The sequence below is a fragment of the Tessaracoccus sp. OS52 genome (genome assembly GCF_020687685.1).
In the GTDB taxonomy this organism is placed as follows: Bacteria; Actinomycetota; Actinomycetes; order Propionibacteriales; family Propionibacteriaceae; genus Arachnia.
In genome coordinates this window covers 440,650-465,248 of record NZ_JAJEWM010000001.1, presented here as the reverse complement: position 1 = coordinate 465,248, position 24,599 = coordinate 440,650, and the positions used below count along the sequence as shown (strand labels likewise).

The window sequence follows — 24,599 nt, the reverse complement described above, 5'->3', positions numbered from 1 at the left end:
GAAAGAGCCTAGACCGATCCCTTCCCTCCGTGCCCGAAACGTACGGACCACTGGGCCGCCTGGGGCCGGAGTTGGTACTCCGGCCGGACGTCAGGTCCGCAACTGCGGGACCCGAGCCCGTGCTGTCCCGCATCCAGATAGAGATGAGTTGCACGCGGGACGGGGAGCTCATGGGGATGGGCGGCGGCCGTCACCTCGTGGGCGTCGTGGGCGCGCAGACTGAAGCCCGGCCGAGAGCCCGCGACTTCGTCGGCCGTGACGGTGAGCCCCAGGTCCGGCAGCACCAGTTCACGCAGCCCCGCGCGGTGCCCGCTCTCCTGCGGGATTGCGTAGTTGACGTTCAGGTCGGCCAGCTTGGCCTCGAACCTGCCCACGATGGCTGCCTGTTCGGAGTCGGGGTAGTTCTCGAAGGGTCCGGTACCGAACCAGGCGACGTCGCCCACGCCCTCCGGGAGCCGCAGGTGCAGGCCGATCCTCGGCCAGGTTCCGGTCCAGCCCCGCGTGGGCTGGGCGTCGGCTTCCTGGGTGAGTTCACCGTCGCTGAAGCGCCACAACAACTCCACGACGACTGCCTCCCGGCTGGCGGCCGCGGCGTAGCGGTGACGGACCCTGAGTCCTCCGGCCACCAGGTCCACGGCCAGCACCCGGCGGTGCAACCGGTCGAGTCCGGCGGCCCGCCACTGGTCCGCTGACGACGGAGCCGGCGCTCCTATGCCCCGGCTGCTGATCGGATCGACGTCGACATAGGAGTTGAAGCCCGCCAGCGAGTCGTTCTCCGTCGGAGCCCGCCACAGTTCGAGTCGCGGACCTGCCACGGTCACCTCCCCCAACCGCAGGAGATCACCCGTACGGGCATCGAAAGCGGCCTCCCCGACCCGGATCTCCGCTTCCGCACGGATGGGTTCGGCAGCGACCCCGCGCTCCCGGGCGAATCCTGCGTTGGTCAGTTGCACCTGGTGGAACGCGACGACGTGGCCCGCCGGCGCCCAGGGCGTGTCGACGGCCAACTCGGCGCGGGCCGTTCGCCACAGCTCACCGTCGGACACCGCCGGAGGGTCCGGGATGTCGACGTCGTCGGAACCGTCCGGCCAGATGGGGTCGACGTCGATCTCGTGACGTGCCACGACGCGGCCGTCCACCTCGTCGAGGACCACGAACCGCAGGTCCGAGGTGTCACCGTCGTGACGGCGGTTCTCGATCACGAGCCCGAGGTCGTCGACCTCCAGCTTGATGGGCGAGGTCACGGCCGCATACTCCGCCAGCATGGGCGTGGGGCTGCCGTCGGAGAGCACCATCCCGTCGCAGACGAAGCTGCCGTCGTGGATCTCCTCGCCGAAGTCACCCCCGTAGCCGAAGAACTCCTGTCCGTCCTTGGTCCGCGTGCGCAGACCGTGGTCACGCCATTCCCAGACGAAGCCGCCGTGCCATTGGGGAAGAGTGTCGAACAGCTCCTCGTAGACCGCCAGCGCACCAGCGCCGTTACCCATCGCGTGTTCGTACTCGCACAGGATCATCGGCCTGTCGGCGAGCGCCGCAGCCCGCCCGGCGGAGGCGCGCAGGTTGTTGCCGACCCCGTTGCTCAGGTCCGTCATCTCCTCCGGTGTGGCGTACATCCGGGACATGATGTCGGTGTAGCGGCCCTCGTGGTCGGGCTCGTAGTGCACAGGTCGTTCCGGATCCCGACGGTGCAGCCAGGCCGCCATGGCCGCGGCGTTCGCCCCCGTGCCCGCCTCGTTCCCCAGCGACCAAGCGACCACCGAGGGGTGGTTCTTGTCGCGCTCGAAGAACCGCTCCACCCTGTCCAGGAGGGCTTCGCGCCAACGAGGGTCGTCGGTCGGGTTGTCCACCCACCCCCCGGCCTCGAAGCCGTGGGTCTCGAAGTCGCACTCGTCGATCACCCAGAACCCCAGCTCGTCGGTGAGTTCCAGCAGACCGGGGTGCGGGGGGTAGTGGGACGTGCGGATGGCGTTGATGTTGTGCCGCTTCATCAGCAGCAGGCCCTCCAGGGCGGCCTCCCGGTTGAACACCCGGCCACGGTCAGGGTCGTACTCGTGGCGGTTCACGCCCCGGATGCGCAGCTTCACTCCGTTGACCCGCCACTCGTGGCCGACGACCTCCACCCGCCGGAAGCCCACGCGCAGGGTGCGGGTCTCGACGGCGTTGCGGACGGTCAGGTCGTAGAGCCGCGGAACATCGGCGCTCCAGGGCTCCACCGTGCCCACCGGGATCGGCCGCACGGCCCCGGGCTCGTCGAACGTCTCGGAGATCTCCAACTCCTCGATCGTCACGGTGACGGGGTAGGCACCCGCGTCCGCGCGGATCTCGGGCACCAGGCCACCCTGCCCCGTGTCGGGGTCGTAATCGGCACGCAGCCAGAGATCCTCAAGGCCGTGGGTCGGGCGCGAGAGGACCTCGACCTCCCTGAACACGCCCGGCAGCCACCACTGGTCCTGGTCCTCCAGGTAGGTGTGGGCGGACCACTGGTGCACCCGTAGGTGCAGCAGGTTCTCCCCCACCACCACTTCGTCGGTGACGTCGAGTTCCTGCGCCAGCCTGCTGCCCCGGACCACTCCGACCCCGGCGCCGTTGAGCGAGACGATGCACAACGACTCCACGCCGCCGAAGCGCAGGTGCACGCGCGCGCCGTCGGCGACGAAGCTGTCGTCGAGCGTGAAGCGCACCCGGTAGTCACCCGTGGGGTTGTCGTCGGGCACGAATGGGGGCTCCACCGGGAAGGGATAGTTGACGTTGGTGTAGCTCGGTCTGCCCCAATCCTCACGTCCTTGGAGGACCCAGTGCGAGGGGACCTCGAGGTCATCCCAGTCGCCGTCATCGAACTCGACGGCGTCGGCGCCGGAGGGCGCCAGGTCCGGCCGGGCGGAGAACCGGAACCGCCAGTTGCCGGACAGGTCCAGCGCCGGGGCGTCGGAGGAGACCTGTGCCCGGGGCGTTACGCGCCTCCCGGATCCTGGGCTGTAGGAAACGATTTCGTCAGACGTTGACACACGGCTGAAGCTAGCACGTCAGGAATAGATCGGCCCGCCGGGGCGTTGGGAGCTGTGGGCCACCGTCGTCCCGGCAACAACAGGAAACGACGAAGGAGAAGACAGTGACCCAGACCATCGACCGCAGCGCCATCACGAGCGCACCCATCTCCGAAGTGATCGCCAACCGGTGGAGCCCGCGCTCCTTCGACACCGGCCTCGACGTGCCGGAGGAGAAGGTGACAGCCCTGCTGGAAGCCGCCCGCTGGGCGGCCTCCGCGGGCAACACCCAGCCGTGGCGCTTCATCGTGGCCCGCCGTGGCAGCCGTGCGCATGCGCGCATCGTCGAGAACCTCATGGGGTTCAACAAGGTCTGGGCCGGTAGCGCCGCGCTCCTGGTGGTGAACCTCGCCGAGCGCGTCACCGTCGAGGGCGCCGAACAGCGCTGGGCGGAGTACGACCTGGGGCAGGCGGTGGCCACGCTTTCCCTGCAGGCCCACAAGGACGGACTGCACGCCCACCAGATGGGCGGCTTCGAGGCTGAGGGCCTCCGTCAGGCCTTCGGCATCGAGGAGCGCTTCGAGGTGGTCTCCGTCACCGCAATCGGCATCCTGGCAGCCCCCGAGGCGCTCGCCGATGAGGTCCTCCGCGAGCGCGAGGTGGCCCCCCGCAGCCGCAGGCCGCTCGAGGAGATCGTCCTCATCAACGAGTGACGCCGGAGGGCCCCGGGTAGCCTGTGGGTCATGAGCGAACCCACTCAGGAAGAGCACAGCAAGGGCGGCGTCTACTCCAGCAAGGGCAAGGAGTTCCAGCGCGACAGCAACTACATCACGACGCGCATCGTCGCCCGGCCCCGGCCCGGCACCGAGGACTACCCAGTCGAGCCGGGGCGCTACCGACTGGTGGCGGCCTACGCGTGCCCCTGGGCCAACCGCGCCATCATCGTCCGTGAACTGCTGGGCCTGACAGACGTGATCTCCATGGGCAACCCGGGCCCCACCCACGACGCTGACTCGTGGACCTTCGACCTCGATCCCGGAGGGGTGGACCCGGTGCTCGGCATCGCCAAGCTCAAGGAGGCCTACGAGAAGCGGGTCCCCGGCTATCCGCGTGGCATCACCGTGCCCGCAATCGTCGACGAGCGCACTGGTGAGGTGGTCACCAATGACTTCCCCCAGATCACGCAGGACCTCTACTTCGAGTGGAAGTCCCACCACAAGGCCGACGCCCCAAACCTGTGGCCTGACGATCTCCGTGAGGAGATGGAATCGGTCATGCGGCGCATCTACACCGAGGTGAACAACGGCGTCTACCGCTGCGGGTTCGCCGGCAGCCAGGAGGCCTACGACGACGCCTACGACCGCCTCTGGACAGCCATGGACTGGCTCGAGGAGCGCCTGGCCGACCGTCGGTACCTGATGGGTGACTCGATCACCGAGGCTGACATCCGGCTGTTCACCACCCTGGCCCGCTTCGACCCCGTCTACCACGGCCACTTCAAGTGCAACCGCAACAAGCTCACCGAGCTGCCGAACCTCTGGGGGTACGCACGAGACCTGTACCAGACCCCGGGATTCGGCAACAACATCGACTTCGAGCAGATCAAGCAGCACTACTACGTGGTGCACACCGACCTCAACCCGCTGAGCATCGTGCCCAAGGGGCCGGACCTGTCCGGCTGGACCTCGCCCCACGGCCGGGAGTCCCTCGGCGGCTGAGGGGCCGCGGGGCCTCGGGTCAGAGCTGGGAGCGCAGCGAGCGCAGCCGCTCGAGCGTCGAGTCCCTGCCCAGGATCTCCATCGACTCGAACAGCGGCGGGGAGACCTTGCGGCCGGAGACCGCGACCCTGATCGGCGCGAAGGCCAGCTTCGGCTTGACTCCCATCCCCTCGACTATCCGCTCCCGCAGGCCGGCCTGGATGGCTTCGGTCCGGAACGGCACCGCCTCACAGACCGCGATCGCGGCGTCCAGCACGGCCCCGGCGTTCTCGGCCAGCCCATCCACCGCGTCGGCATCGACTGAAAGGGCGCCGTCGGCAACGAAGAGGTAGTCAAGCTGCGGCAGCGCGTCCTTCAGGAGCACGAGCCGCTCCTGGATGATCGGAACCGCGCGGCGCAGGACTTCCAGCTCGTGCTGCGTCGGGGACTCCCACTGGCCGTTCTCGGTCGCGTGCGCGGCGATTCTCGCGGCGAGTTCGTCCGGATCCAGGCTCCGGATGTAGTGGCCGTTGAGCCAGTCCAGCTTCTTCAGGTCGAAGATGGGGCCAACGGTGTTGACCTTGCTCCAGGAGAAGTCCTCGACGAACTCCTCGAACGTGGAGACCTCGGACTCCTCATCGCCTGCGTACCCGAGCAACTGGAGGAAGTTGCGCAGCGCCTCCGGAAGGTATCCCTGCTCCCGGAACCACAGCAGCCGTGCGGCGGGGTTCTTGCGCTTGGAGATCTTCGACTTGTCGAGGTTGCGCAGCAGCGGCATGTGGGCGAAATCCGGCAGGTCGAAGCCGAGCCACTCGTGGAGCAGGAGGTGCTTGGGGGTGGAGCTGATCCACTCCTCACCCCGGACCACGGTGTTGATGCCCATCAGGTGGTCATCCACCACGACGGCCAGGTGGTAGGTCGGGAACCCATCGGTCTTGAGGATCACCTGGTCGTCCGGGCGGGGCGCCTTCACCGTGCCCCGGATGATGTCGGTGAAGCTGGTGGGCGCATCGTCGGGGATCAGCATTCGCACGACCGGGGTTTCCGAGAACCCGGGGAGGGCCGCGCGCTCCTCGCGGGTCTTGCCGAGGCAGAGCCGGTCGTAGCCTGTGTCTGCCTGCTTGGACTGCTGCTGTTGTGCCCGGAGCTCTGCGAGCCGACCGGAGGAGCACCAGCAGTGGTAGGCGTGACCGGAGTCCAGCAGCTGCTGGACGTAGGGCGCATAGGTGTCCAGGCGCTCTGACTGGCGGTACGGACCCTGCTCGCCACCCTGGATCGGGCCCTCGTCGGGGCTGAGTCCGAGCCACTCCAGCGAGTCGTAGATCTGCTGCTCACTGCCCTCGACGAGTCGGTTGCGGTCGGTGTCCTCGATCCGCAGGACGAACGCACCACCGGTCTTGCGGGCCCAGGCGAGGTCGAACAGCGCCATGAAGGCGGTTCCTACGTGGGGATCACCGGTGGGCGAGGGCGCGACGCGCGTTCGGGCGGGGCTGAGTGGGTTGGTCATGATGGCCATCAGCCTACCGGTTTCGGCCACGTGCCCCGCCGCCGAGGGGTTGCAGCCGCCTGCCCCGGGCCCGGGTGGCATCCTTGTGAAATGACAACTGAGCACCCCCAGGAGCCCGGTTCGCTGGAACGCGCCCTCCAGCAGGCGAGGGATGCGCTGGCCGACCGGACGCCAGCACAACCGCGACCAACGACCGACGCCCGGCCGGAGGGGGCACGCGACGACGCCGTCGAACGGACCCGGGCTGAAGCGAGGGAGGCGCTGCAGAAGCTGCCCCGGGAATCCCCCGCCCGCGTCACCCGAGCCTTCAGTTACGTGCTCGACGACCTGATCCGGGTGCCGGGCACCAACTTCCGCTTCGGGGTGGATCCGCTCCTGAGTTTCATCCCGGCCGCGGGCACCGCGGTCGGGGGCGCCTTCGGTGCCGTGGTTCTCGTCGACGCGGTGCGGCTCCGCGCGCCATTGCCCGTCCTGGCCCGCATGGTCGGCAACTACGTTCTGGACTGGCTGGTGGGTCTGGTCCCCGTGTTGGGGGGCTTTTTCGACATGGCCTACCGCTCCAACGCCAAGAACCTGAAGCTGCTCACCCGCACCATCGAGAACCGCGACGAGGTGCGCAAGGCGTCCGTCAGCTACTGGCTGGTGATCGCCCTGATGGCTGCGGTGGTCCTGCTCGTGGTGATCGCCGTGCCGGTCGCGTTGGTGATGTGGCTGAGCAACATGGCGGGCACCGGCTGAGCGTGGACTGGTAGCTTGTCCCCCATGACTGAAGCCGCCGGCACGCCCTCCAACTTCATCTCCGACATCGTCGCCAGAGACGTCGAGCAGGGCCAGTACGGTGGCAACGTGCAGACCCGGTTCCCGCCGGAACCGAACGGCTTCCTGCACATCGGCCACGCGAAGGCGATCGTCGTGGACTTCGGCACCGCGCAGGACTTCGGCGGTCGTTGCATGCTCCGGCTCGACGACACCAACCCGGAGACCGAGGAGACCGCCTTCGTCGACTCCATCGTCGAGGACATCCGCTGGCTGGGGTACGAACCGGCCGAGGTGCGCCACGCGTCGGACTACTTCGAACAGCTCTACACCTGGGCCGAACTGCTCATCACGAAGGGCCTCGCCTACGTCGATGAACAGTCCAGCGAGGCGATCTCGGCGGGACGCGGCGGGTACGGGAAGCCCGGCGTCGAGTCCCCCTACCGGGACCGGCCCATCGAGGAGAGCCTCGAGATCTTCCGCAACATGCGCGCCGGCCACTACAGCGACGGTTCCCGCGTGCTGCGGGCCAAGATCGACATGCAGCACGAGAACATGCAGCTGCGGGACCCGATCATGTACCGCATCCGCAACCTCCCGCACCATCGCACCGGCGACGAATGGTCCATCTACCCCACCTACGACTGGGCGCACGGCCAGAGCGATGCCATCGAGGGCGTGACCCACTCCCTGTGCACCTTGGAGTTCGAGTCCCACCGGCCCCTCTACGACTGGTTCCTGCGCCAGCTCGACCTCGAACGCACGCCCCCCAAGCAGATCGAGTTCGCGCGCCTGGAGTTCACCCACACCATCACCTCCAAAAGACGCCTGGCCAAGCTCGTCTTCGACGGTGTCGTCGACGGGTGGGATGATCCACGGATGCCGACGCTGCGAGGCCTCCGCAGGCGCGGATACCCCGCAGCTGCCATCCGTTCCTTCTGCCGCGAGATCGGCACGACGCGCACCAACAGTCGCCAGAGCATCGAGGCCCTCGAGTCCTACGTCCGGCGGGAGCTCAACTCGAGCGCCGCGCGCCGCATGGCTGTGCTGCATCCGGTGCGGCTCGTCCTGGACAACTGGCCCAAGGACGCCGAGGGCAAGCCCGTCGTCGAATACTTCGAGATCGTCAACAACCCCGAACGCCCCGAGGACGGCACCCGCCAGGTGGCGTTCACCGGCGAGCTGTGGATCGAGGCCGACGACTTCCGCGAGGTTCCCCCTCCGAAGTACTTCCGCCTCTCCCCCGGACGCGAGGTCCGGTTGCGCGGCGCCTACTTCGTCACCGCCAACGACGTCGTCAAGGACGACGATGGCAACGTCGTCGAGGTTCATGCGACCTACGATCCCGAAAGCCGCGGCGGCAACTCCCCCGATGGCCGCAAGGTGAAGTCCACCATGCACTGGGTCAGCGCGCTGCACGCCGCGGACGCGACGGTGGCGCTATACGAGCGGTTGTTCACGGCCGAGGCACCCGGTGAGCGCACCGGCGAGCCCCTGGACGACCTCAACCCCGACTCCCGCGAACTTCTGACCGGGTGCAAGGTGGAGCAGGCACTGGTGGACGCTTCGCCGGGCGAGGTGGTGCAGTTCGAGCGGCTCGGCTACTTCGCCGTCGACAACGCGCTGCCCATGCACTTCCACCGGACGGTGGGCCTGCGTGACGAATGGGCATCCATTCAGAAGCGCCAGGGCTGAGCCCCTGCCGGCTGAGAAACCAAAGGACCCCGCACCAGGGAGGTGCGGGGTCCTTCGCTTTGGAGCTGTGTCAGATCACTTGAGGATCTTGGTGACGTTGCCGGCGCCGACGGTGCGGCCACCCTCGCGGATGGCGAACTTGAGCTGCTCCTCCATCGCGATGGGCTTGTTCAGGTGAACGGTCATCTCGGTGTTGTCACCAGGCATGACCATGTCGGTGCCCTCGGGCAGCTGGACAACGCCGGTCACGTCCGTGGTGCGGAAGTAGAACTGCGGCGAGTAGTTGGAGAAGAACGGCTTGTGACGGCCACCCTCGTCCTTGTTCAGGATGTAGACCTGAGCCTCGAAGTCCGTGTGGGGGGTGGTGGAACCGGGCTTGATGACGACCATGCCGCGCTCCACGTCCTCCTTCTTGGTGCCACGGAGCAGAAGGCCGACGTTCTCGCCAGCGCGACCCTCGTCGAGGATCTTGCGGAACATCTCGACACCGGTGACCGTGGAGGTCTGCTTCTCCGGGCGGATGCCGACGATGTCGACGGTCTCACCGGTGCGGACGATGCCGCGCTCGATACGACCGGTGATGACGGTGCCACGGCCGGTGATGGTGAAGACGTCCTCAACAGGCATGAGGAAGGGCTTCTCGGTGTCACGCTCGGGCTGCGGGATGTACTCGTCGACGGCATCCATGAGCTCGAGGATGGTCTTGCCCCACTTCTCGTCGCCGTTCAGGGCGGGGAAGGCGGCAACACGGACGATCGGCAGGTTGTCGCCGTCGAACTCCTGGGCGGAGAGGATCTCGCGGAGCTCCATCTCGACCAGCTCGATGAGGTCCTCGTCGGCCTCGTCGATCATGTCGCACTTGTTGAGGGCGACGACGATCGCGGGGACGCCGACCTGACGGGCAAGCAGGATGTGCTCGTGCGTCTGGGCCATCGGGCCGTCGGTGGCAGCCACGACGAGGATCGCGCCGTCCATCTGAGCCGCACCGGTGATCATGTTCTTCACGTAGTCGGCGTGACCGGGGCAGTCGACGTGCGCGTAGTGGCGCTTCTCGGTCTGGTACTCGACGTGGGAGATCGAGATGGTGATGCCGCGCTGGCGCTCTTCGGGCGCCTTGTCGATCTGCTCGAAGGCGGAAGCCTCGTTCAGGGTCGGGTATGCATCGTGGAGCACCTTGGTGATCGCCGCGGTCAGAGTGGTCTTGCCGTGGTCGACGTGTCCGATGGTGCCGATGTTGCAGTGCGGCTTGGTCCGCTCAAACTTGGCCTTTGCCACTTGGGCTCCTTCTAGGTATCGCCGCACACTTTGCGCGACGTTTTCGTCTGGTGTGGGCCCCTGCGCCGTCGAAGCGCAAGAGGTCCGGCGCCCAAGTCTACAACCCGAACGCATACTCGTGTAATGCTAGCGATCTGAGCGCGAGAGTCAAACGAGCGACCGCCCACTCTACACCCGACGACGAACCGGCCGGCACCCCTTCGGGTACCGGCCGGTCAGTGTCTAGGAGCTGGTGCTCACTCGCCTCCGCGAGCCTTGGCGACGATCTCCTCGGAGACGTTCTTGGGCGTCTCGGCGTAGGAGTCGAACTCCATGGAGTAGGACGCCTGGCCCGAGGTCTTCGAGCGCAGGTCACCCACGTAGCCGAACATCTCAGACAGCGGCACGAGGGCCTTGATGACGCGGTTGCCGTGGAGTTCGTCCATCGACTGGACGTGGCCACGCCGGGAGTTGAGGTCACCGATGACGGTGCCCATGTAGTCCTCTGGCGTGGTCACCTCGACTGCCATCATAGGCTCCAGGATGGCCGGATCCGCCTTGCGGGCGGCTTCCTTGAAGGCCATGGAGCCAGCCAGCTTGAACGCCAGTTCGGAGGAGTCGACGTCGTGGTAGGCGCCGTCGGTCAGGGTGACCTTGATGTCCTCGACGGGGTAGCCCGCCAGCACACCGAACTGCATGGCCTCCTTGATGCCTGCGTCCACCGCGGGGATGTACTCCTTGGGGATGCGACCACCTGTGACGGCGTTGACGAACTCGTAGCCGGTGCCGGGCTCGGTGGGCTCGAGGTCGATGATGACGCGGCCGAACTGACCGGAACCACCGGACTGCTTCTTGTGCGTGTACTCCACCTTCTCGACCTTGCGGCGCAGGGTCTCGCGGTAGGCCACCTGCGGCTTGCCGATGTTGGCCTCGACCTTGAACTCGCGGCGCATGCGGTCGATCAGGACCTCGAGGTGAAGCTCACCCATGCCCGCGATGATGGTCTGGCCGGTCTCGTCGTCGGTGTGGACGCGGAACGTCGGGTCCTCCTCGGCCAGCCGCTGGATGGCGGTGCCGAGCTTCTCCTGGTCCGACTTGGTCTTCGGCTCGATCGCCTGCTCGATGACCGGAGCCGGGAAGGTCATGGACTCCAGGACGATGGGGTTCTGCGGGTCACAGAGCGTGTCACCGGTGGTGGTGTCCTTGAGGCCCATCACCGCACAGATCATGCCTGCGCCGATGGTGTCGATCTCCTCACGCTTGTTGGCGTGCATCTGGTAGATCTTGCCGATCCGCTCCTTGCGGCCCTTGACGCTGTTGAGCACCTGGGCACCGGTGCGCAGGACGCCGGAGTAGACACGCACGTAGGTCAGGCGACCGAGGTGCGGATCCGCAGCGACCTTGAACGCGAGGGTGGCCAGCGGCTCGTCGTCGGAGGGCTGACGGTGCATGACCTCCTCCTCATTGCCGGGCTTGAAGCCGTCGATGGCCGGGACGTCGAGCGGCGAGGGCAGGTACGCCACCACAGCGTCGAGGAGGGGCTGGACGCCCTTGTTCTTGAACGAGCTGCCGGCCAGCGCGGCGGTGAACTCGTTGCCGACGATGCCCTTGCGGATGCCGGCCTTCAGTTCATCGACGGTGAGCTCTTCGCCCTCGAGGTACTTCTCCATCAACTCGTCGTCGATCTCGGAGACGCGCTCGACCAGCTTGGCGTGCAGTTCCTCGGCACGCTCCTTGAGCTCGGCCGGGATCTCCTCGACCTCGTAGTCCTCGCCCATCTTCGTCTCGCCGCGCCAGGTCAGGGCACGCATGCCCACCAGGTCCACGACGCCGATGAAGTCACCCTCTGCGCCGATCGGGATCTGCAGGATCAGCGGATCGGTGTTCAGCCGGTCACGGATGGTCTGCACGCAGTAGTCGAACGAGGCACCCGTGCGGTCCAGCTTGTTGACGTAGCAGATGCGCGGGACGCCGTACTTGGTGGCCTGACGCCACACGGTCTGCGACTGCGGCTCCACACCGGCCACGCCGTCGAACACGGCGACGGCGCCGTCGAGGACGCGCAGCGAGCGCTCCACCTCGACGGTGAAGTCAACGTGGCCCGGGGTGTCGATGACGTTGATCTGGTTGTCCTTCCAGAAGCACGTGGTGGCGGCAGACGTGATGGTGATGCCGCGCTCCTGCTCCTGTTCCATCCAGTCCATCGTCGCGGCACCGTCGTGGGTCTCGCCGATCTTGTGGTTCTTTCCCGTGTAGAACAGGATGCGCTCAGTGGTGGTGGTCTTGCCGGCGTCGATGTGAGCCATGATGCCGATGTTGCGAACCTTGGACAGGTCGATCTGGGCCACGTGTGTTGTCCTTGTCTGACTTCGTGAGTTAACGGTGAATGCCCTCGAGCACGGGGCTCGAGGGCAGGGCGATCACCAGCGGTAGTGCGCGAACGCGCGGTTGGCTTCCGCCATCTTGTGCGTGTCCTCGCGACGCTTGACAGCGGCACCGAGGCCGTTCGAGGCGTCGAGGATCTCGTTCATGAGGCGCTCGGTCATGGTCTTCTCGCGACGCGCGCGGGAGAAGCTGACGAGCCAGCGGAGGGCCAGGGTGGTCTGGCGTCCGGGCTTGACCTCGATCGGGACCTGGTAGGTGGCGCCACCGACGCGGCGGGACTTGACCTCGATGGACGGCTTGACGTTGTCCAGCGCACGCTTGAGCGTCTGGACCGGGTCGACGCCGGTCTTCTCACGAGTGCCCTCGAGGGCGTTGTAGACGATGCTCTGGGCGACGGTCTTCTTGCCGTCGAGCAGGATCTTGCTGACCAGCTGGGAGACCAGCGGCGAGCCGTAGACCGGATCGATGTTGATGGGGCGCTTCGGCGCGGGACCCTTGCGAGGCATTACTTCTCCTTCTTGGCGCCGTAGCGGCTGCGTGCCTGCTTGCGGCCCTTGACACCCTGGGTGTCGAGCGAGCCACGGACGATCTTGTAACGGACACCCGGGAGGTCCTTGACTCGTCCGCCACGCACGAGCACCATCGAGTGCTCCTGCAGGTTGTGGCCGACGCCCGGGATGTAGGCGGTGACTTCGATGCCGGAGCTCAGGCGCACGCGCGCAACCTTGCGCAGGGCCGAGTTCGGCTTCTTGGGGGTGGTCGTGTACACGCGGGTGCACACTCCGCGGCGCTGGGGCGAGCCCTTGAGCGCGGGCGTGTTGCTCGATGATGTCTTGTCGCTGCGGCCCTTGCGGACCAGTTGCTGGATTGTTGGCACCTGTTGGTATCACTTTCGCTGTCTGGACATGTAATTCCCTGGCATTTGCGGCCTCAGCGCGAACGTTCCGGGTCACCGTTTCCGTAGTTGCTCTGCGCCTGTGGCTGCCGTGCGAGCTCCGCACGACCCCGAACACCTCTGCAACGGAGGGTGGGGCCCATGCCAGGGCACGCACAAGTGCCCGCGAGGGCGGACACGCTCAACAAGATTACTCTGCAGACGGCGGCAGGCCAAATCCTCGCCGCCTCTCCTGCTCTCGGGCACCGTCGGGCCACCCCCCGGCACCCCGGGGAGACAGCAGGGGCCGGACGCAACCAGCGTCCGGCCCCTGCTGATGAACCGATCAGCGGATGTCGCCGAAGTCCAGGTCGTCCAACGGCACACCGGGACCAGCGGGATCAGTACCGAACGAGTAGTCGTACGGATCGTAGGTCATGGTGTACAGGCTGGAGCGGGCCTCCTCCGTCGGTTCCACCCGGATGTTGCGGTAACGCTCGAGGCCGGTGCCCGCCGGGATCAGCTTGCCGAGGATCACGTTCTCCTTGAGGCCGACGAGCGAGTCGCTCTTGCCCTGGATGGCGGCGTCGGTCAGCACCTTGGTGGTCTCCTGGAAGGAGGCCGCCGAGAGCCACGAGTCCGTCGCGAGGGACGCCTTCGTGATTCCCATCAGCACCGGGCGACCCTCCGCCGGGCTGCCGCCCTCGGTGAGTGCCTTGCGGTTGGCGTTCTCGTAGGCCGAACGGTCCACGAGTTCACCGGGCATCATCGAGGTGTCACCGGAATCGATGACCGTGACACGTCGCAGCATCTGACGGATGATGATCTCGATGTGCTTGTCGTGGATGGGAGCGCCCTGCGTCCGGTACACCCGCTGGACCTCCTCCACGAGGTGCTCCTGGACCTTGCGGAGCCCGCGGACTCGCAGCACGTCCTGGGGATCCACCTGGCCGGCCGTGAGCTGCTGGCCGATCGAGACATGGACGCCGTCCTCGATCCTGACCCTGACTCCCGAGTTGTCCTCGAACTCCAGGCGGGTACGGCGTGCGACCGGGTACTCGATGTCCTCGCCTCCGTCGTCGCGGACCAGGACCAGCTTGCGGCTGCGTTCCCCGTCCTCGACGCGGATGACACCGTCCGCCTCCGCGATCGGCGCCTTGCCCTTGGGCTGACGCGCCTCGAAGAGCTCGACAACACGGGGCAGACCCTGCGTGATGTCGTCACCGGCCACACCACCGGTGTGGAAGGTACGCATCGTCAGCTGGGTGCCGGGCTCACCGATCGACTGGGCCGCGACGATGCCGACAGCCTCGCCGACGTCCACCGTCTTGCCGGAGGCCAGGGATCGGCCGTAGCAGAGTGCGCAGGTCCCGGTGGCGGCCTCACAGGTCAGGACAGAGCGGACCTTGACCTCCGTGATGCCGGCGGCGACCAGCTTCGCGATCTCCGCGTCGCCGAGATCCGTGCCGGCCTCGACGAGGACCTCGCCCTTGGCGTCGGAGATGTCCACCGCGAGCACGCGGGCGTAGACCGCGGTCTCCACGTCGGGGACCGTCTCCACTTGCGCGCCCTTGGCGAACGGCTCGGTCTGGACCTCGATCGGGCGACCGGTCTCGTCGGTGCCGGGCTTGGTCCACACCGCGATCGTCTTGGCGAGGCCACGCTCGGTGCCGCAATCCTCCTCGCGGATGATCACGTCCTGCGAGACGTCGACGAGTCGACGCGTCAGGTAACCCGAGTCGGCGGTCCGCAGAGCGGTGTCGGCCTGACCCTTTCGACCACCGTGGGTGGAGATGAAGTACTCCAGGACCGAGAGGCCCTCACGGAAGTTCGACTTGATCGGGCGGGCGATGATGTCACCCTTCGGGTTGGCCACGAGGCCTCGCATGGCAGCGATCTGACGCATCTGCGTCATGTTTCCTCGTGCACCCGAGTCCACCATCATGAAGATGGGGTTGGTCTTGGTGAAGTTCTCACGCATCGCCTGGGTGAGCTCGGCTGTCGCGTCGGTCCAGATCTCGATGAGTTCCTGGCGCCGCTCGTCCTCGGTCACCGATCCCCGCTCGTAGAGCTTGTCCACCTTCGTGGCCCGGGTCTCGTAACCCTCCAGGATCTGGGCCTTCTGCGGCGGCGTCTCGACGTCGGCGATGGCGATGGTCACACCGGAACGCGTGGCCCACCTGAAACCGAGGTCCTTGAGGTTGTCCAGTGCCGCGGCGACGACGACCTTCGTGTAGCGCTCCGCCAACTCGTTGACGATGCGTCCGAGGGTCTTCTTGCCCACCACCTCGTTCACGTAACCGAAGTCCTCCGGCAGCGCCTCGTTGAACAGGGCGCGGCCAAGGGTGGTCTCGATCAGGTGCGAACCGTCGGTCCGACGGTCGGCCTCCGGCAGGACCGCGCCGACCAGACGCAGGCGGATCGGGACGTTGATGTCCAGGTCCCCACGGTCGAAGGCCATGACGGCCTCGGAGGTCGAGGAGAAGACCCTGCCCTCACCCTTGCCCTTGCGGACAGAGGTCAGGAAGTAGTGGCCGATGATCATGTCCTGGGTGGGCATGGTCACGGGACGGCCGTCGGCCGGCTTGAGGATGTTGTTCGTGGACAGCATCAGGACGCGGGCCTCGGCCTGCGCCTCGGCGCTCAACGGCAGGTGCACGGCCATCTGGTCACCGTCGAAGTCCGCGTTGAACGCGGTGCACACGAGCGGGTGGATCTGGATGGCCTTGCCCTCGATGAGCTGGGGCTCGAACGCCTGGATGCCGAGGCGGTGCAGGGTGGGTGCACGGTTCAGCAGCACCGGGTGCTCCGCGATGACCTCTTCCAGGACGTCCCAGACCACCGGGCGCTGGCGCTCGACCATGCGCTTGGCGGCCTTGATGTTCTGAGCGTGGTTGAGGTCGTCCAGACGCTTCATGACGAAGGGCTTGAACAGCTCCAGCGCCATGGCCTTGGGCAGACCGCACTGGTGCAGCTTCAGCTGCGGGCCGACGACGATGACCGAACGGCCCGAGTAGTCGACGCGCTTGCCCAGCAGGTTCTGGCGGAAACGTCCCTGCTTGCCCTTGAGCATGTCCGAGATGGACTTGAGGGGACGGTTGCCCGGACCAGTGACCGGGCGGCCACGACGGCCGTTGTCGAACAGCGAGTCGACGGCCTCCTGCAGCATGCGCTTCTCGTTGTTCACGATGATCTCGGGTGCGCCGAGGTCCAGGAGCCGCTTGAGGCGGTTGTTGCGGTTGATCACGCGGCGGTACAAGTCGTTGAGGTCCGACGTCGCGAAACGTCCGCCGTCGAGCTGCACCATGGGACGCAGGTCCGGGGGGATGACCGGGACGGCGTCCAGCACCATGCCGGCCGGGTCGTTTCCACCGGTGAGGAAGGCGTTGACGACCTTCAGGCGCTTCAGGGCGCGGGTCTTGCGCTGGCCCTTACCGGTGGCGATCGTCTCGCGCAGGGACAGCGACTCGGCCTTCAGGTCGAAGTTCTGCAGGCGCTTCTGGATCGCCTCGGCGCCCATGAAGCCCTCGAAGTACTTGCCGAAGCGGGTGTGCATCTCCCGGTAGAGGATCTCGTCGCCCTCCAGGTCCTGGACCTTCAGGGTCTTGAAGCGGTCCCAGACGGCCTGGATCCGGTCCAGCTGGCGCTGCCCGCGGGTGCGGATCTGGCCAGCCTCCTTCTCGGCGCCCTCGCGGACCTTGCGCTTGATGTCGGCCTTGGCACCTTCGGCCTCGAGCTGCGCCAGGTCCTCCTCGAGCTTGGCCATGCGGGCCTCGATCTCGGCGTCACGGCGGGCCGCGACCTGCTTCAGCTCGACCTCGACCTTGGCCTGCAGGGAGGACAGGTCGCGGTGGCGGGCCTCCTCGTCCACGGCCGTGATCATGTGCGCGGCGAAGTAGATGACCTTCTCGAGGTCCTTCGGGGCGATGTCCAGCAGGTAGCCCAGCCGGCTCGGGACGCCCTTGAAGTACCAGATGTGGGTCACGGGGGCCGCCAGCTCGATGTGGCCCATGCGCTCACGGCGCACGTTGCTGCGCGTCACCTCGACGCCACAGCGCTCGCAGATGATGCCCTTGAAGCGCACGCGCTTGTACTTGCCGCAGTAGCACTCCCAGTCCCTGGTGGGACCGAAGATCTTCTCGCAGAAGAGGCCGTCGCGCTCGGGCTTGAGCGTGCGGTAGTTGATGGTCTCCGGCTTCTTGACCTCGCCGTAGGACCATTCCCGGATCTGGTCGGCGCTAGCCAGACCGATGCGGAGTTCGTCGTAGAAGTTCACGTCCAGCACGTTTCTTCTCTTTCCCCTGCCAGATGGCAGGTGAGCTGTAGTTCGTCTGAGTTGTTCGGGTCACCGGGCGAGCCCGGCAGGGTTGACTGAGCGGAACTCAGACTTCGCCGACGTCCATGAATCCGTTGTCACCACCGGGGCGCCTGCCCAGGTCGATCCCGAAGTCCTCAGCAGAGCGGAGGTCCTCCTCAGAATCACGCAGGTCGATGATCCGGCCGTCGTCGGAGAGCACCTCGACGTTCAGACACAGCGACTTCATCTCCTTCACGAGCACCTTGAACGACTCCGGAATACCCGGCTCCGGAATGTTCTCGCCCTTGACGATCGCCTCGTAGACCTTCACGCGTCCCGGCACGTCGTCGGACTTGATGGTGAGGAGTTCCTGCAGGGCCCAGGCTGCGCCATAGGCCTCGAGTGCCCACACCTCCATCTCACCGAAGCGCTGGCCACCGAACTGTGCCTTGCCGCCCAGCGGCTGCTGGGTGATCATCGAGTACGGTCCGGTGGAGCGGGCGTGGATCTTGTCGTCGACGAGGTGGTGCAGCTTCAGCATGTACATGTAGCCGACGCCGATCTTCTCCGGGTAGGGCTCACCGGAGCGCCCGTCGAAGAGGCGGGCCTTGCCGCCCTCGTCGATCAGCCGCTCACCGTCACGCGTGGGCAGGGAGTGGCCCAGCAGGCCGCTGATCTCGGTCTCGCTCGCACCGTCGAAGACGGGCGTGGCGACTTTGGCGTCGCCCTCGACTCGACCCAGGCCGACGTCCCGCAGGCGCTGCGCCCACTCCTCCTGGACCTCCGTGACGTCCCAGCCGGTCTTGGCGATCCACCCGAGGTGGTTCTCCAGGACCTGTCCAAGGTTCATTCGGGAAGGGACACCCAGCGGGTTCAGGACGATGTCGACGGGGGTGCCGTCCTCCATGAAGGGCATGTCCTCGACGGGCAGGATCTTGGAGATGACGCCCTTGTTGCCGTGGCGTCCGGCGAGCTTGTCACCGTCGGAGATCTTGCGCTTCTGGGCGACGTGCACGCGGACCAGCTGGTTGACGCCGGGCGGGAGCTCGTCGTCCTCCTCGCTGGCGTCGAAGACGCGGACGCCGATGACGGTGCCGCTCTCGCCGTGGGGCACCTTCAGCGACGTGTCGCGCACCTCGCGCGCCTTCTCGCCGAAGATTGCGCGCAGCAGGCGCTCCTCCGGGGTCAGCTCGGTCTCACCCTTGGGCGTGACCTTGCCGACGAGGATGTCTCCCGCGGAGACCTCGGCGCCGATGCGGACGATGCCGCGCTCGTCCAGGTCCGCCAGCATCTCGTCGGAGACGTTGGGGATGTCGCGGGTGATCTCCTCGGCGCCCAGCTTGGTGTCGCGGGCGTCGACCTCGTGCTCCTCGATGTGGATCGAGGTGAGGACGTCGTCCTGGACGATCCGCTGGGACAGGATGATGGCGTCCTCGTAGTTCAGACCCTCCCAGGGCATGAACGCGACGAGCAGGTTCTTGCCGAGCGCGAGCTCGCCCTGCTCGGTGCAGGGGCCGTCGGCCAGCGGCGTGCCGACCTCGACCCGGTCACCGGCAGCGACCAGCGGACGCTGGTTGATGCAGGTGCCCGCGTTGGACCGGACGAACTTGTCCAGCTTCCAGGTGGTGTAGGTGCCGTCGTCGTTGGCGATCTCGATCAGGTCCGCCGAGACGCTGTGCACGACGCCGGCCTTCTTGGCGACGGTGACGTCACCGACGTCGACGGCGGCGCGGTACTCCATGCCGGTGCCGACGAAGGGGGCCTCGTTGCGGATCAGCGGAACAGCCTGCCGCTGCATGTTGGCACCCATGAGTGCACGCGACGCGTCGTCGTGCTCCAGGAACGGGATCAGCGCGGTTGCGACGGAGACCATCTGGCGCGGGGACACGTCCATGTAGTGGACCTCGGAGGAGGGAACCGTGTCCGCGTCACCGTGCTTGATGCGCACGAGCACCCGATCCTCGGTGAGGCGACCCTGATCATCCAGCGCGGCGTTGGCCTGGGCGACCGCGTAGCGGTCCTCCTCGTCGGCGGTCAGGAAGTCGATCTGGTCGGTGACCATGCCGTCGACGACCTTGCGGTAGGGCGTCTCGATGAAGCCGAAGGCATTGACCCGTGCGAAGGTGGCCAGCGAGCCGATGAGGCCGATGTTGGGGCCTTCAGGGGTCTCGATGGGGCACATGCGGCCGTAGTGCGACGGGTGGACGTCTCGGACTTCCATGCCGGCGCGGTCACGGGAAAGGCCGCCTGGGCCCAGGGCCGAGAGGCGACGCTTGTGCGTCAGGCCTGCGAGGGGGTTGTTCTGGTCCATGAACTGCGACGACTGCGAGGTGCCGAAGAACTCCTTCAACGCGGCCGTCACGGGCCGGATGTTGATCAGGGTCTGCGGGGTGATGGCCTCGATGTCCTGGGTGGTCATGCGGTCACGCACGACGCGTTCCATGCGGCCCAGCCCGGTGCGGAGCTGGTTCTGGATGAGTTCACCGACTGTGCGGAGACGACGGTTGCCGAAGTGGTCGATGTCGTCGGCCTCGACGGGGACGCCGTCCAGGTCCTCCTTGTGCTCGTGGAGCGCCACGATGTACTTGATGGCGGCCACGATGTCGTCGATGGTGAGGACCTGCTGGTCGTAGGGCAGTTCCAGACCCAGCTTCTTGTTGATCTTGTACCTGCCGACCTTGGCCAGGTCGTAGCGCTTGGGGTTGAAGTAGTAGTTCTCCAGCAGCGCCTGCGCCGCGTCACGCGCCGGCGGTTCACCCGGGCGCAGCTTGCGGTAGATGTCCAGGAGCGCCTCGTCCTGGGTGTGCACGGAGTCCTTCTCCAGGGTGAGCCGCATGGACTCGTAGTCCCCGAACTCCTCAAGGATCTTGTCCTCCGACCAGCCCAGCGCCTTCAGCAGCACGGTGACGTTCTGCTTGCGCTTGCGGTCCAGGCGGACGAAGACCATGTCTCGCTTGTCGACCTCGAACTCGAGCCAGGCGCCGCGCGAAGGGATGACCTTGCAGGAGTAGATGTCCTTGTCCGAGGTCTTGTCGGGGGTCTGCTCGAAGTAGACGCCGGGGGAACGCACGAGCTGGGAGACCACGACGCGCTCGGTGCCGTTGATGATGAAGGTGCCCTTGTCCGTCATCAGCGGGAAGTCGCCGATGAAGACGGTCTGGCTCTTGATCTCACCAGTGTCGTTGTTGACGAACTCTGCGGTCACGAACAGCGGGGCCGCGTAGGTCACGTCGCGGTCCTTGCACTCCTCGATGCTGTGCTTGGGCTGCTCGAAGCGGTGGTCACGGAACGACAGGGACATCGTCTCGTTGAAGTCCTCGATGGGCGAGATCTCCTCGAAGATCTCCTCGAGGCCGGAGCGGGTGTTGACGTCGGTACGTCCGGCAGCCAGGCGCTCCTCGACGGACTTGCGCCACTCCTCGTTTCCGATCAGCCAGTTGTAGGCGTCGATCTGTAGGTCAAGCAGATTTGGGACCTCGAGCGGCTCGTGGATCTTCGCGAACGAGATCCGACCACTGGTCGATACGACATTGGTGTTCTTCAACGCAGAGCGCGAGGTTGCCAAGATTCGGTCCTTCCAAGAACGCGAGAAGCTGGTTCTTCGCACAGCAAAAGGCCCGTGTCAAATGACGGGGCACGTTTGCATAGCAGGGCAAAAAACCACTATAGGCCAGACCGATCAAATCGGCAACCCGGTGACCATGCTCGGGGGGATCAACGTTGATCTGCGGCAAGCATAACCGAGACCTCAGACAGATGCCATGCCCCCACGCCACAAAGTGGCGGATGGCGCCACGCCTGGGACGACAGTGGCCCGCCCCCCGAAGGGAACGGGCCACTCGTGCGGATCCTGGTCGTCAGACCAAGGTCACTTGACCTCCACCGAGCCACCGGCGGCCTCGAGGGCCTCCTTGGCCTTGGCGGCGGTCTCCTTGTCGACCTGCTCCAGGACGGGCTTCGGAGCACCCTCGACGAGGTCCTTGGCCTCCTTCAGACCGAGGGAGGTCAGCGCGCGGACCTCCTTGATGACGGCGATCTTCTTGTCGCCGCCAGCGGTCAGGATGACGTCGACCTTGTCGGAGCCAGCCTCCTCGGCGCCGGCGTCGTCGCCACCACCAGCCGCGGGAGCGGCTGCGGCAACGGCCACGGGGGCGGCAGCGGTGACCTCGAAGGTCTCCTCGAACAGCTTCACGAACTCGGACAGTTCGATGAGGGTCATTTCCTTGAACGCGTCAAGGAGTTCTTCCTTGTTGAGCTTCGCCATGTTGGGCGTTCCTTTCGTCTATGCGCAGCAGCGTGCTCGCTGCAGGCGGATCATTCCGCAGCGTCAGCAGCTGCTTCGGTTGCCGCGTCGGCGGCGGTGACGTCGCCTTCGGCGGCGTCGTCGTTCGTGGCCTCGGCAGCCGGCGCGGAGCCTGCACCACCGATGAGGGACGGGTTGGCCTCGGCGGCACCCTGGAGGGCACCGAACAGGCGGGCGCTCTTCGACAGCGGAGCTGCCAGAGTGCCAGCGGCCTTGGACAGGTTGCCCTTGAGGGCACCCGCCATCTTCGCCAGCAGGACCTCGCGGGATTCGAGGTCAGCAAGCTTCAGAACCGTCTTGGCGTCGAGGAACTGTCCGTCCATGACGCCGCCCTTGATTGCCAGGAACGGATTGGCCTTTGCGAAGTCGCGCAGCCGCTTGGCGGCGGTGGCGACATCACCCCGGATGAACGCGATGGCAGTGGGGCCGGTCAGGGAGTCTTCGACGCCCTCGACACCGGCTTCCTTGGCTGCGATCGCGGCAAGGGTGTTCTTCGCAACGGCGTAGGTGGCGTCCTCACCGAGCGAGCGGCGCAGTTCGCGCAGCTGGGCAACGGTGAGACCGCGGTACTCGGTTAGCACTGCCGCCGTGGACTCGCTGAACTGGGTTGTCAGCTCAGCGACCTTGGCAGCCTTGTCCGGCCTCGCCATTTGGTCTCCTTTCCTTCCTGTGGACAGCCGGCGCACCCCGGTAGGGCACTCCGGCGCCGAAGAGACCCCAGGAAAAGAAAAGACCCCGTCACCTGGTGGCGCGGGGTGGCACGGCAGAACCGTGGAACACTTGCGATCACCTGCGCGGGCGCCCAGAGGGCAATCAAGACTTAGTCACCTGCGGTCTTCGGCTCGGCAAACCTTACCCGCGCACCGGGCCCACGGCCAAATCGGACGAACCCCCGGCTGCGGGGTCCCGATGCGGGCGGGCCACCGTCGCTGGGATATTCTCATCCCTTGGCCAGACAACAACAAGGAGACCTGATGCGTCCTCGCTCCCTCATCGCGGCAGCCGCCCTCGCTGCCCTAGCGCTCACCGCGTGCTCGACCACCACCGAGGAGGCCGGGCCCCAGGAGACCACAGGGTCGGCGACGGACCGCTCCTACGACGTCTCGGGCGTCGAGAAGGTGGACGAGATCGCGGCCCTCCTGCCGCAGGACGTCGCGGACTCGGGCAAGCTCGTGATCGGCGCCGCCATCGACTACGCGCCCGCCGAGTTCCGCGCGGAGGACCTGCAGACAGCCATCGGCTATGACGTGGACCTCGGGAAAGCGCTCGGCAACGTGCTGGGCCTCGAGTCGGAGGTCTCCGCAGCCGAGTTCGCCTCGATCCTGCCGGGCATCGGCACCAAGTACAACGTCGGCATCTCCTCGTTCACCATCACCGACGAGCGCACCGAGAACTACAACATGATCAGCTACATCACCGTGGGCTCGTCGTACGCAGTGAAGGCCGGGAACCCGGCCGGCTTCGACCCCGACGATGTCTGCGGCACCGCGATCGGGGTCCAGACCGGGACCTGGCAGGAGGAGGAACTCGCAGCCTTCTCCGAGGAGTGCACGGCCGCGGGCGAGGAGGCCATCGAAGTGCTCACCTACCCGAGCCAGTCCGACGTCACGACCAACGTCGTCGGTGGCAAGGCCGACGCCATGTACGCCGACTCCACCGTCAGCAATTACGCCGTTGCCCTCACCAACGAGCAACTCGAGGTCGTCGGCGGAGTCCGTGACTCCGCCCCGCAGGGCATCGTCGTCGCGCAGGACGACGCCGAACTCACCGAGGCCATGCGCGCCGCCATGCAGCACCTGATGGATGACGGCACGTGGGAGGCCATCCTCACCAGCTGGGGCACCGAGGACGCCATCCTCACCACCGCCGAAGTGCACCCCTGATCCCATGTCCCGGCATCCGGAGCTGATCCAGGCCCGCCCCGTCCCCCGGCCCAGCCGGTGGGTCTGGGCGGCGGTCGTGCTCGTGCTGGTGGCCATGCTGGTCAACAGCCTCGTGACCAACCCCAACTATCGGTGGGACGTGGTCGGTGAGTACCTGTTCGACCCCCGCGTGGTCACCGGCGTCGGCTGGACCCTGCTCCTCACGCTGGGCTCCATGGTCATCGGGATCGTCCTCGCGGTCACGACCGCGGTCATGCGCATGGGCACAAACCCGATCCTCAACGGCGTTGCCTGGGCCTACATCTGGTTCTTCCGCGGCACGCCGGTCTACACCCAACTGGTGTTCTGGGGCCTGATCTCGGTGCTGTACCCGCGGCTCAGTCTGGGCATCCCCTTCGGACCGGAGTTCTTCGTCTTCACCACCTCCGATGTCATCAACGCCGGCGTCGCGGCCCTGCTCGGGCTGGGACTGAACGAGGGGGCCTACCTCTCGGAGATCGTGCGCTCCGGCCTCAACTCCGTCGACGAGGGGCAGTGGGAGGCCGCCTCGGCCCTCGGCATGAAACGCTCCACCACCCTGCGCCGCATCATCGTCCCGCAGGCGATGCGCGTCATCGTGCCACCCACGGGAAACGAGACCATCTCGATGCTGAAGACCACTTCGCTGGTTCTTGCCGTCCCGTTCACGCTGGAACTCACGTTCGTGACCAACGCCATCGGCAACCAGACCTTCCTCCCGATCCCGTTGCTGATCGTCGCGGCCATCTACTACCTCGTGATCACATCTGTGCTCATGGTGGGGCAGCACTACCTGGAGGCCTACTACGGACGAGGCTTCGACGGCAGTGACGCCACCCCGGGCTCCACCCGCGGGATGTCGCGCCGGCAGCAGGCGATCCTGGCCGCAGGCACCGCCAAGGCCGACCCCTTCCTGGACGTGACCCCATGACCGACGACGCGACCG

At 66.6% G+C, this 24,599-nt stretch carries 16 protein-coding genes; 6 read left to right on the top strand and 10 right to left on the bottom strand.

All coding sequences use genetic code 11. The features are described 5' to 3' along the window. Positions 1-8: 8 nt before the first annotated feature. Positions 9-3,005 (bottom strand): glycoside hydrolase family 2 TIM barrel-domain containing protein, encoded by a 2,997-nt coding sequence (locus LKO27_RS02000; protein WP_227735227.1) that lies wholly within the window; start codon positions 3,003-3,005, stop codon positions 9-11. 104 nt (positions 3,006-3,109) lie between these two features. On the opposite strand from LKO27_RS02000, the gene LKO27_RS01995 reads away from it, so the two are divergent. Beyond that, on the top strand, positions 3,110-3,697 hold the full coding sequence (locus LKO27_RS01995) for a nitroreductase family protein (RefSeq protein WP_227735226.1): 588 nt from the start codon (positions 3,110-3,112) through the stop codon (positions 3,695-3,697). Positions 3,698-3,727: 30 nt separating this feature from the next. Then, on the top strand, positions 3,728-4,702 hold the full coding sequence (locus LKO27_RS01990) for a glutathione S-transferase family protein (protein WP_227735225.1): 975 nt from the start codon (positions 3,728-3,730) through the stop codon (positions 4,700-4,702). A gap of 19 nt (positions 4,703-4,721) precedes the next feature. On the opposite strand, the gene gltX is transcribed toward LKO27_RS01990, so the two are convergent. After that, the gene (gene gltX / locus LKO27_RS01985; RefSeq protein WP_227735224.1) at positions 4,722-6,188 is read right to left on the bottom strand and encodes a glutamate--tRNA ligase; all 1,467 of its coding nucleotides are present in this window, start codon (positions 6,186-6,188) and stop codon (positions 4,722-4,724) included. A 90-nt stretch (positions 6,189-6,278) separates the two neighbouring features. Here gltX and LKO27_RS01980 point away from each other — a divergent pair, with 90 nt between their 5' ends. Beyond that, a complete protein-coding gene (locus LKO27_RS01980) occupies positions 6,279-6,926 on the top strand; it encodes a DUF4112 domain-containing protein (RefSeq protein WP_227735223.1) in 648 nt (215 codons plus the stop codon). 24 nt (positions 6,927-6,950) lie between these two features. Continuing rightward, the gene (locus LKO27_RS01975) at positions 6,951-8,639 is read left to right on the top strand and encodes a glutamine--tRNA ligase/YqeY domain fusion protein (RefSeq protein ID WP_227735222.1); all 1,689 of its coding nucleotides are present in this window, start codon (positions 6,951-6,953) and stop codon (positions 8,637-8,639) included. 75 nt (positions 8,640-8,714) lie between these two features. On the opposite strand, the gene tuf is transcribed toward LKO27_RS01975, so the two are convergent. The 8 genes from tuf to rplJ all read right to left on the bottom strand — a co-directional run bounded on the left by tuf (position 8,715) and on the right by rplJ (position 22,402). Continuing rightward, positions 8,715-9,914 carry an elongation factor Tu gene (gene tuf / locus LKO27_RS01970; RefSeq protein WP_227735221.1) on the bottom strand — a complete coding sequence of 400 codons (1,200 nt, stop codon included), beginning with the start codon at positions 9,912-9,914 and terminating at the stop codon, positions 8,715-8,717. Positions 9,915-10,150: 236 nt separating this feature from the next. Continuing rightward, positions 10,151-12,241: an elongation factor G gene (fusA, locus tag LKO27_RS01965; protein ID WP_227735220.1), complete on the bottom strand. Its 2,091-nt coding sequence runs from the start codon at positions 12,239-12,241 to the stop codon at positions 10,151-10,153. 72 nt (positions 12,242-12,313) lie between these two features. Then, positions 12,314-12,784 (bottom strand): 30S ribosomal protein S7, encoded by a 471-nt coding sequence (gene rpsG / locus LKO27_RS01960; protein ID WP_227735219.1) that lies wholly within the window; start codon positions 12,782-12,784, stop codon positions 12,314-12,316. After that, positions 12,784-13,155 (bottom strand): 30S ribosomal protein S12, encoded by a 372-nt coding sequence (gene rpsL / locus LKO27_RS01955; RefSeq protein WP_227735218.1) that lies wholly within the window; start codon positions 13,153-13,155, stop codon positions 12,784-12,786. Before rpsL ends, rpsG begins: the two co-directional genes overlap by 1 nt. A 343-nt stretch (positions 13,156-13,498) precedes the next feature. Next, the gene (locus LKO27_RS01950) at positions 13,499-17,428 is read right to left on the bottom strand and encodes a DNA-directed RNA polymerase subunit beta' (RefSeq protein WP_370629976.1); all 3,930 of its coding nucleotides are present in this window, start codon (positions 17,426-17,428) and stop codon (positions 13,499-13,501) included. Between the two features lie 106 nt (positions 17,429-17,534). Next, positions 17,535-21,014, bottom strand: a complete 3,480-nt coding sequence (rpoB, locus tag LKO27_RS01945) for a DNA-directed RNA polymerase subunit beta (RefSeq protein WP_227735216.1) — start codon at positions 21,012-21,014, stop codon at positions 17,535-17,537. A gap of 303 nt (positions 21,015-21,317) precedes the next feature. Further along, entirely contained in the window at positions 21,318-21,713 is a 396-nt protein-coding gene (gene rplL / locus LKO27_RS01940; protein WP_227735215.1) for a 50S ribosomal protein L7/L12, read from the bottom strand. Positions 21,714-21,763: 50 nt separating this feature from the next. After that, complete coding sequence (gene rplJ / locus LKO27_RS01935; RefSeq protein WP_227735214.1) at positions 21,764-22,402, bottom strand: 50S ribosomal protein L10; 639 nt, start codon at positions 22,400-22,402, stop codon at positions 21,764-21,766. 324 nt (positions 22,403-22,726) lie between these two features. Here rplJ and LKO27_RS01930 point away from each other — a divergent pair, with 324 nt between their 5' ends. Continuing rightward, complete coding sequence (locus tag LKO27_RS01930) at positions 22,727-23,635, top strand: ABC transporter substrate-binding protein (RefSeq protein ID WP_227735213.1); 909 nt, start codon at positions 22,727-22,729, stop codon at positions 23,633-23,635. Continuing rightward, entirely contained in the window at positions 23,556-24,584 is a 1,029-nt protein-coding gene (locus tag LKO27_RS01925) for an amino acid ABC transporter permease (RefSeq protein ID WP_370629923.1), read from the top strand. Before LKO27_RS01930 ends, LKO27_RS01925 begins: the two co-directional genes overlap by 80 nt. Positions 24,585-24,599: the final 15 nt, after the last annotated feature.

Bases quoted from the DNA above. Each gene is read 5' to 3' on its own strand.
- LKO27_RS01990 (WP_227735225.1), top strand. From the start codon at position 3,728: ATGAGCGAACCCACTCAGGAAGAGCACAGCAAGGGCGGCGTCTACTCC.
- gltX (WP_227735224.1), bottom strand. From the start codon at position 6,188: ATGACCAACCCACTCAGCCCCGCCCGAACGCGCGTCGCGCCCTCGCCC.
- LKO27_RS01980 (WP_227735223.1), top strand. From the start codon at position 6,279: ATGACAACTGAGCACCCCCAGGAGCCCGGTTCGCTGGAACGCGCCCTC.
- LKO27_RS01975 (WP_227735222.1), top strand. From the start codon at position 6,951: ATGACTGAAGCCGCCGGCACGCCCTCCAACTTCATCTCCGACATCGTC.
- rpsG (WP_227735219.1), bottom strand. From the start codon at position 12,784: ATGCCTCGCAAGGGTCCCGCGCCGAAGCGCCCCATCAACATCGATCCG.
- rplL (WP_227735215.1), bottom strand. From the start codon at position 21,713: ATGGCGAAGCTCAACAAGGAAGAACTCCTTGACGCGTTCAAGGAAATG.
- rplJ (WP_227735214.1), bottom strand. From the start codon at position 22,402: ATGGCGAGGCCGGACAAGGCTGCCAAGGTCGCTGAGCTGACAACCCAG.
- LKO27_RS01930 (WP_227735213.1), top strand. From the start codon at position 22,727: ATGCGTCCTCGCTCCCTCATCGCGGCAGCCGCCCTCGCTGCCCTAGCG.
- LKO27_RS01925 (WP_370629923.1), top strand. From the start codon at position 23,556: ATGACGGCACGTGGGAGGCCATCCTCACCAGCTGGGGCACCGAGGACG.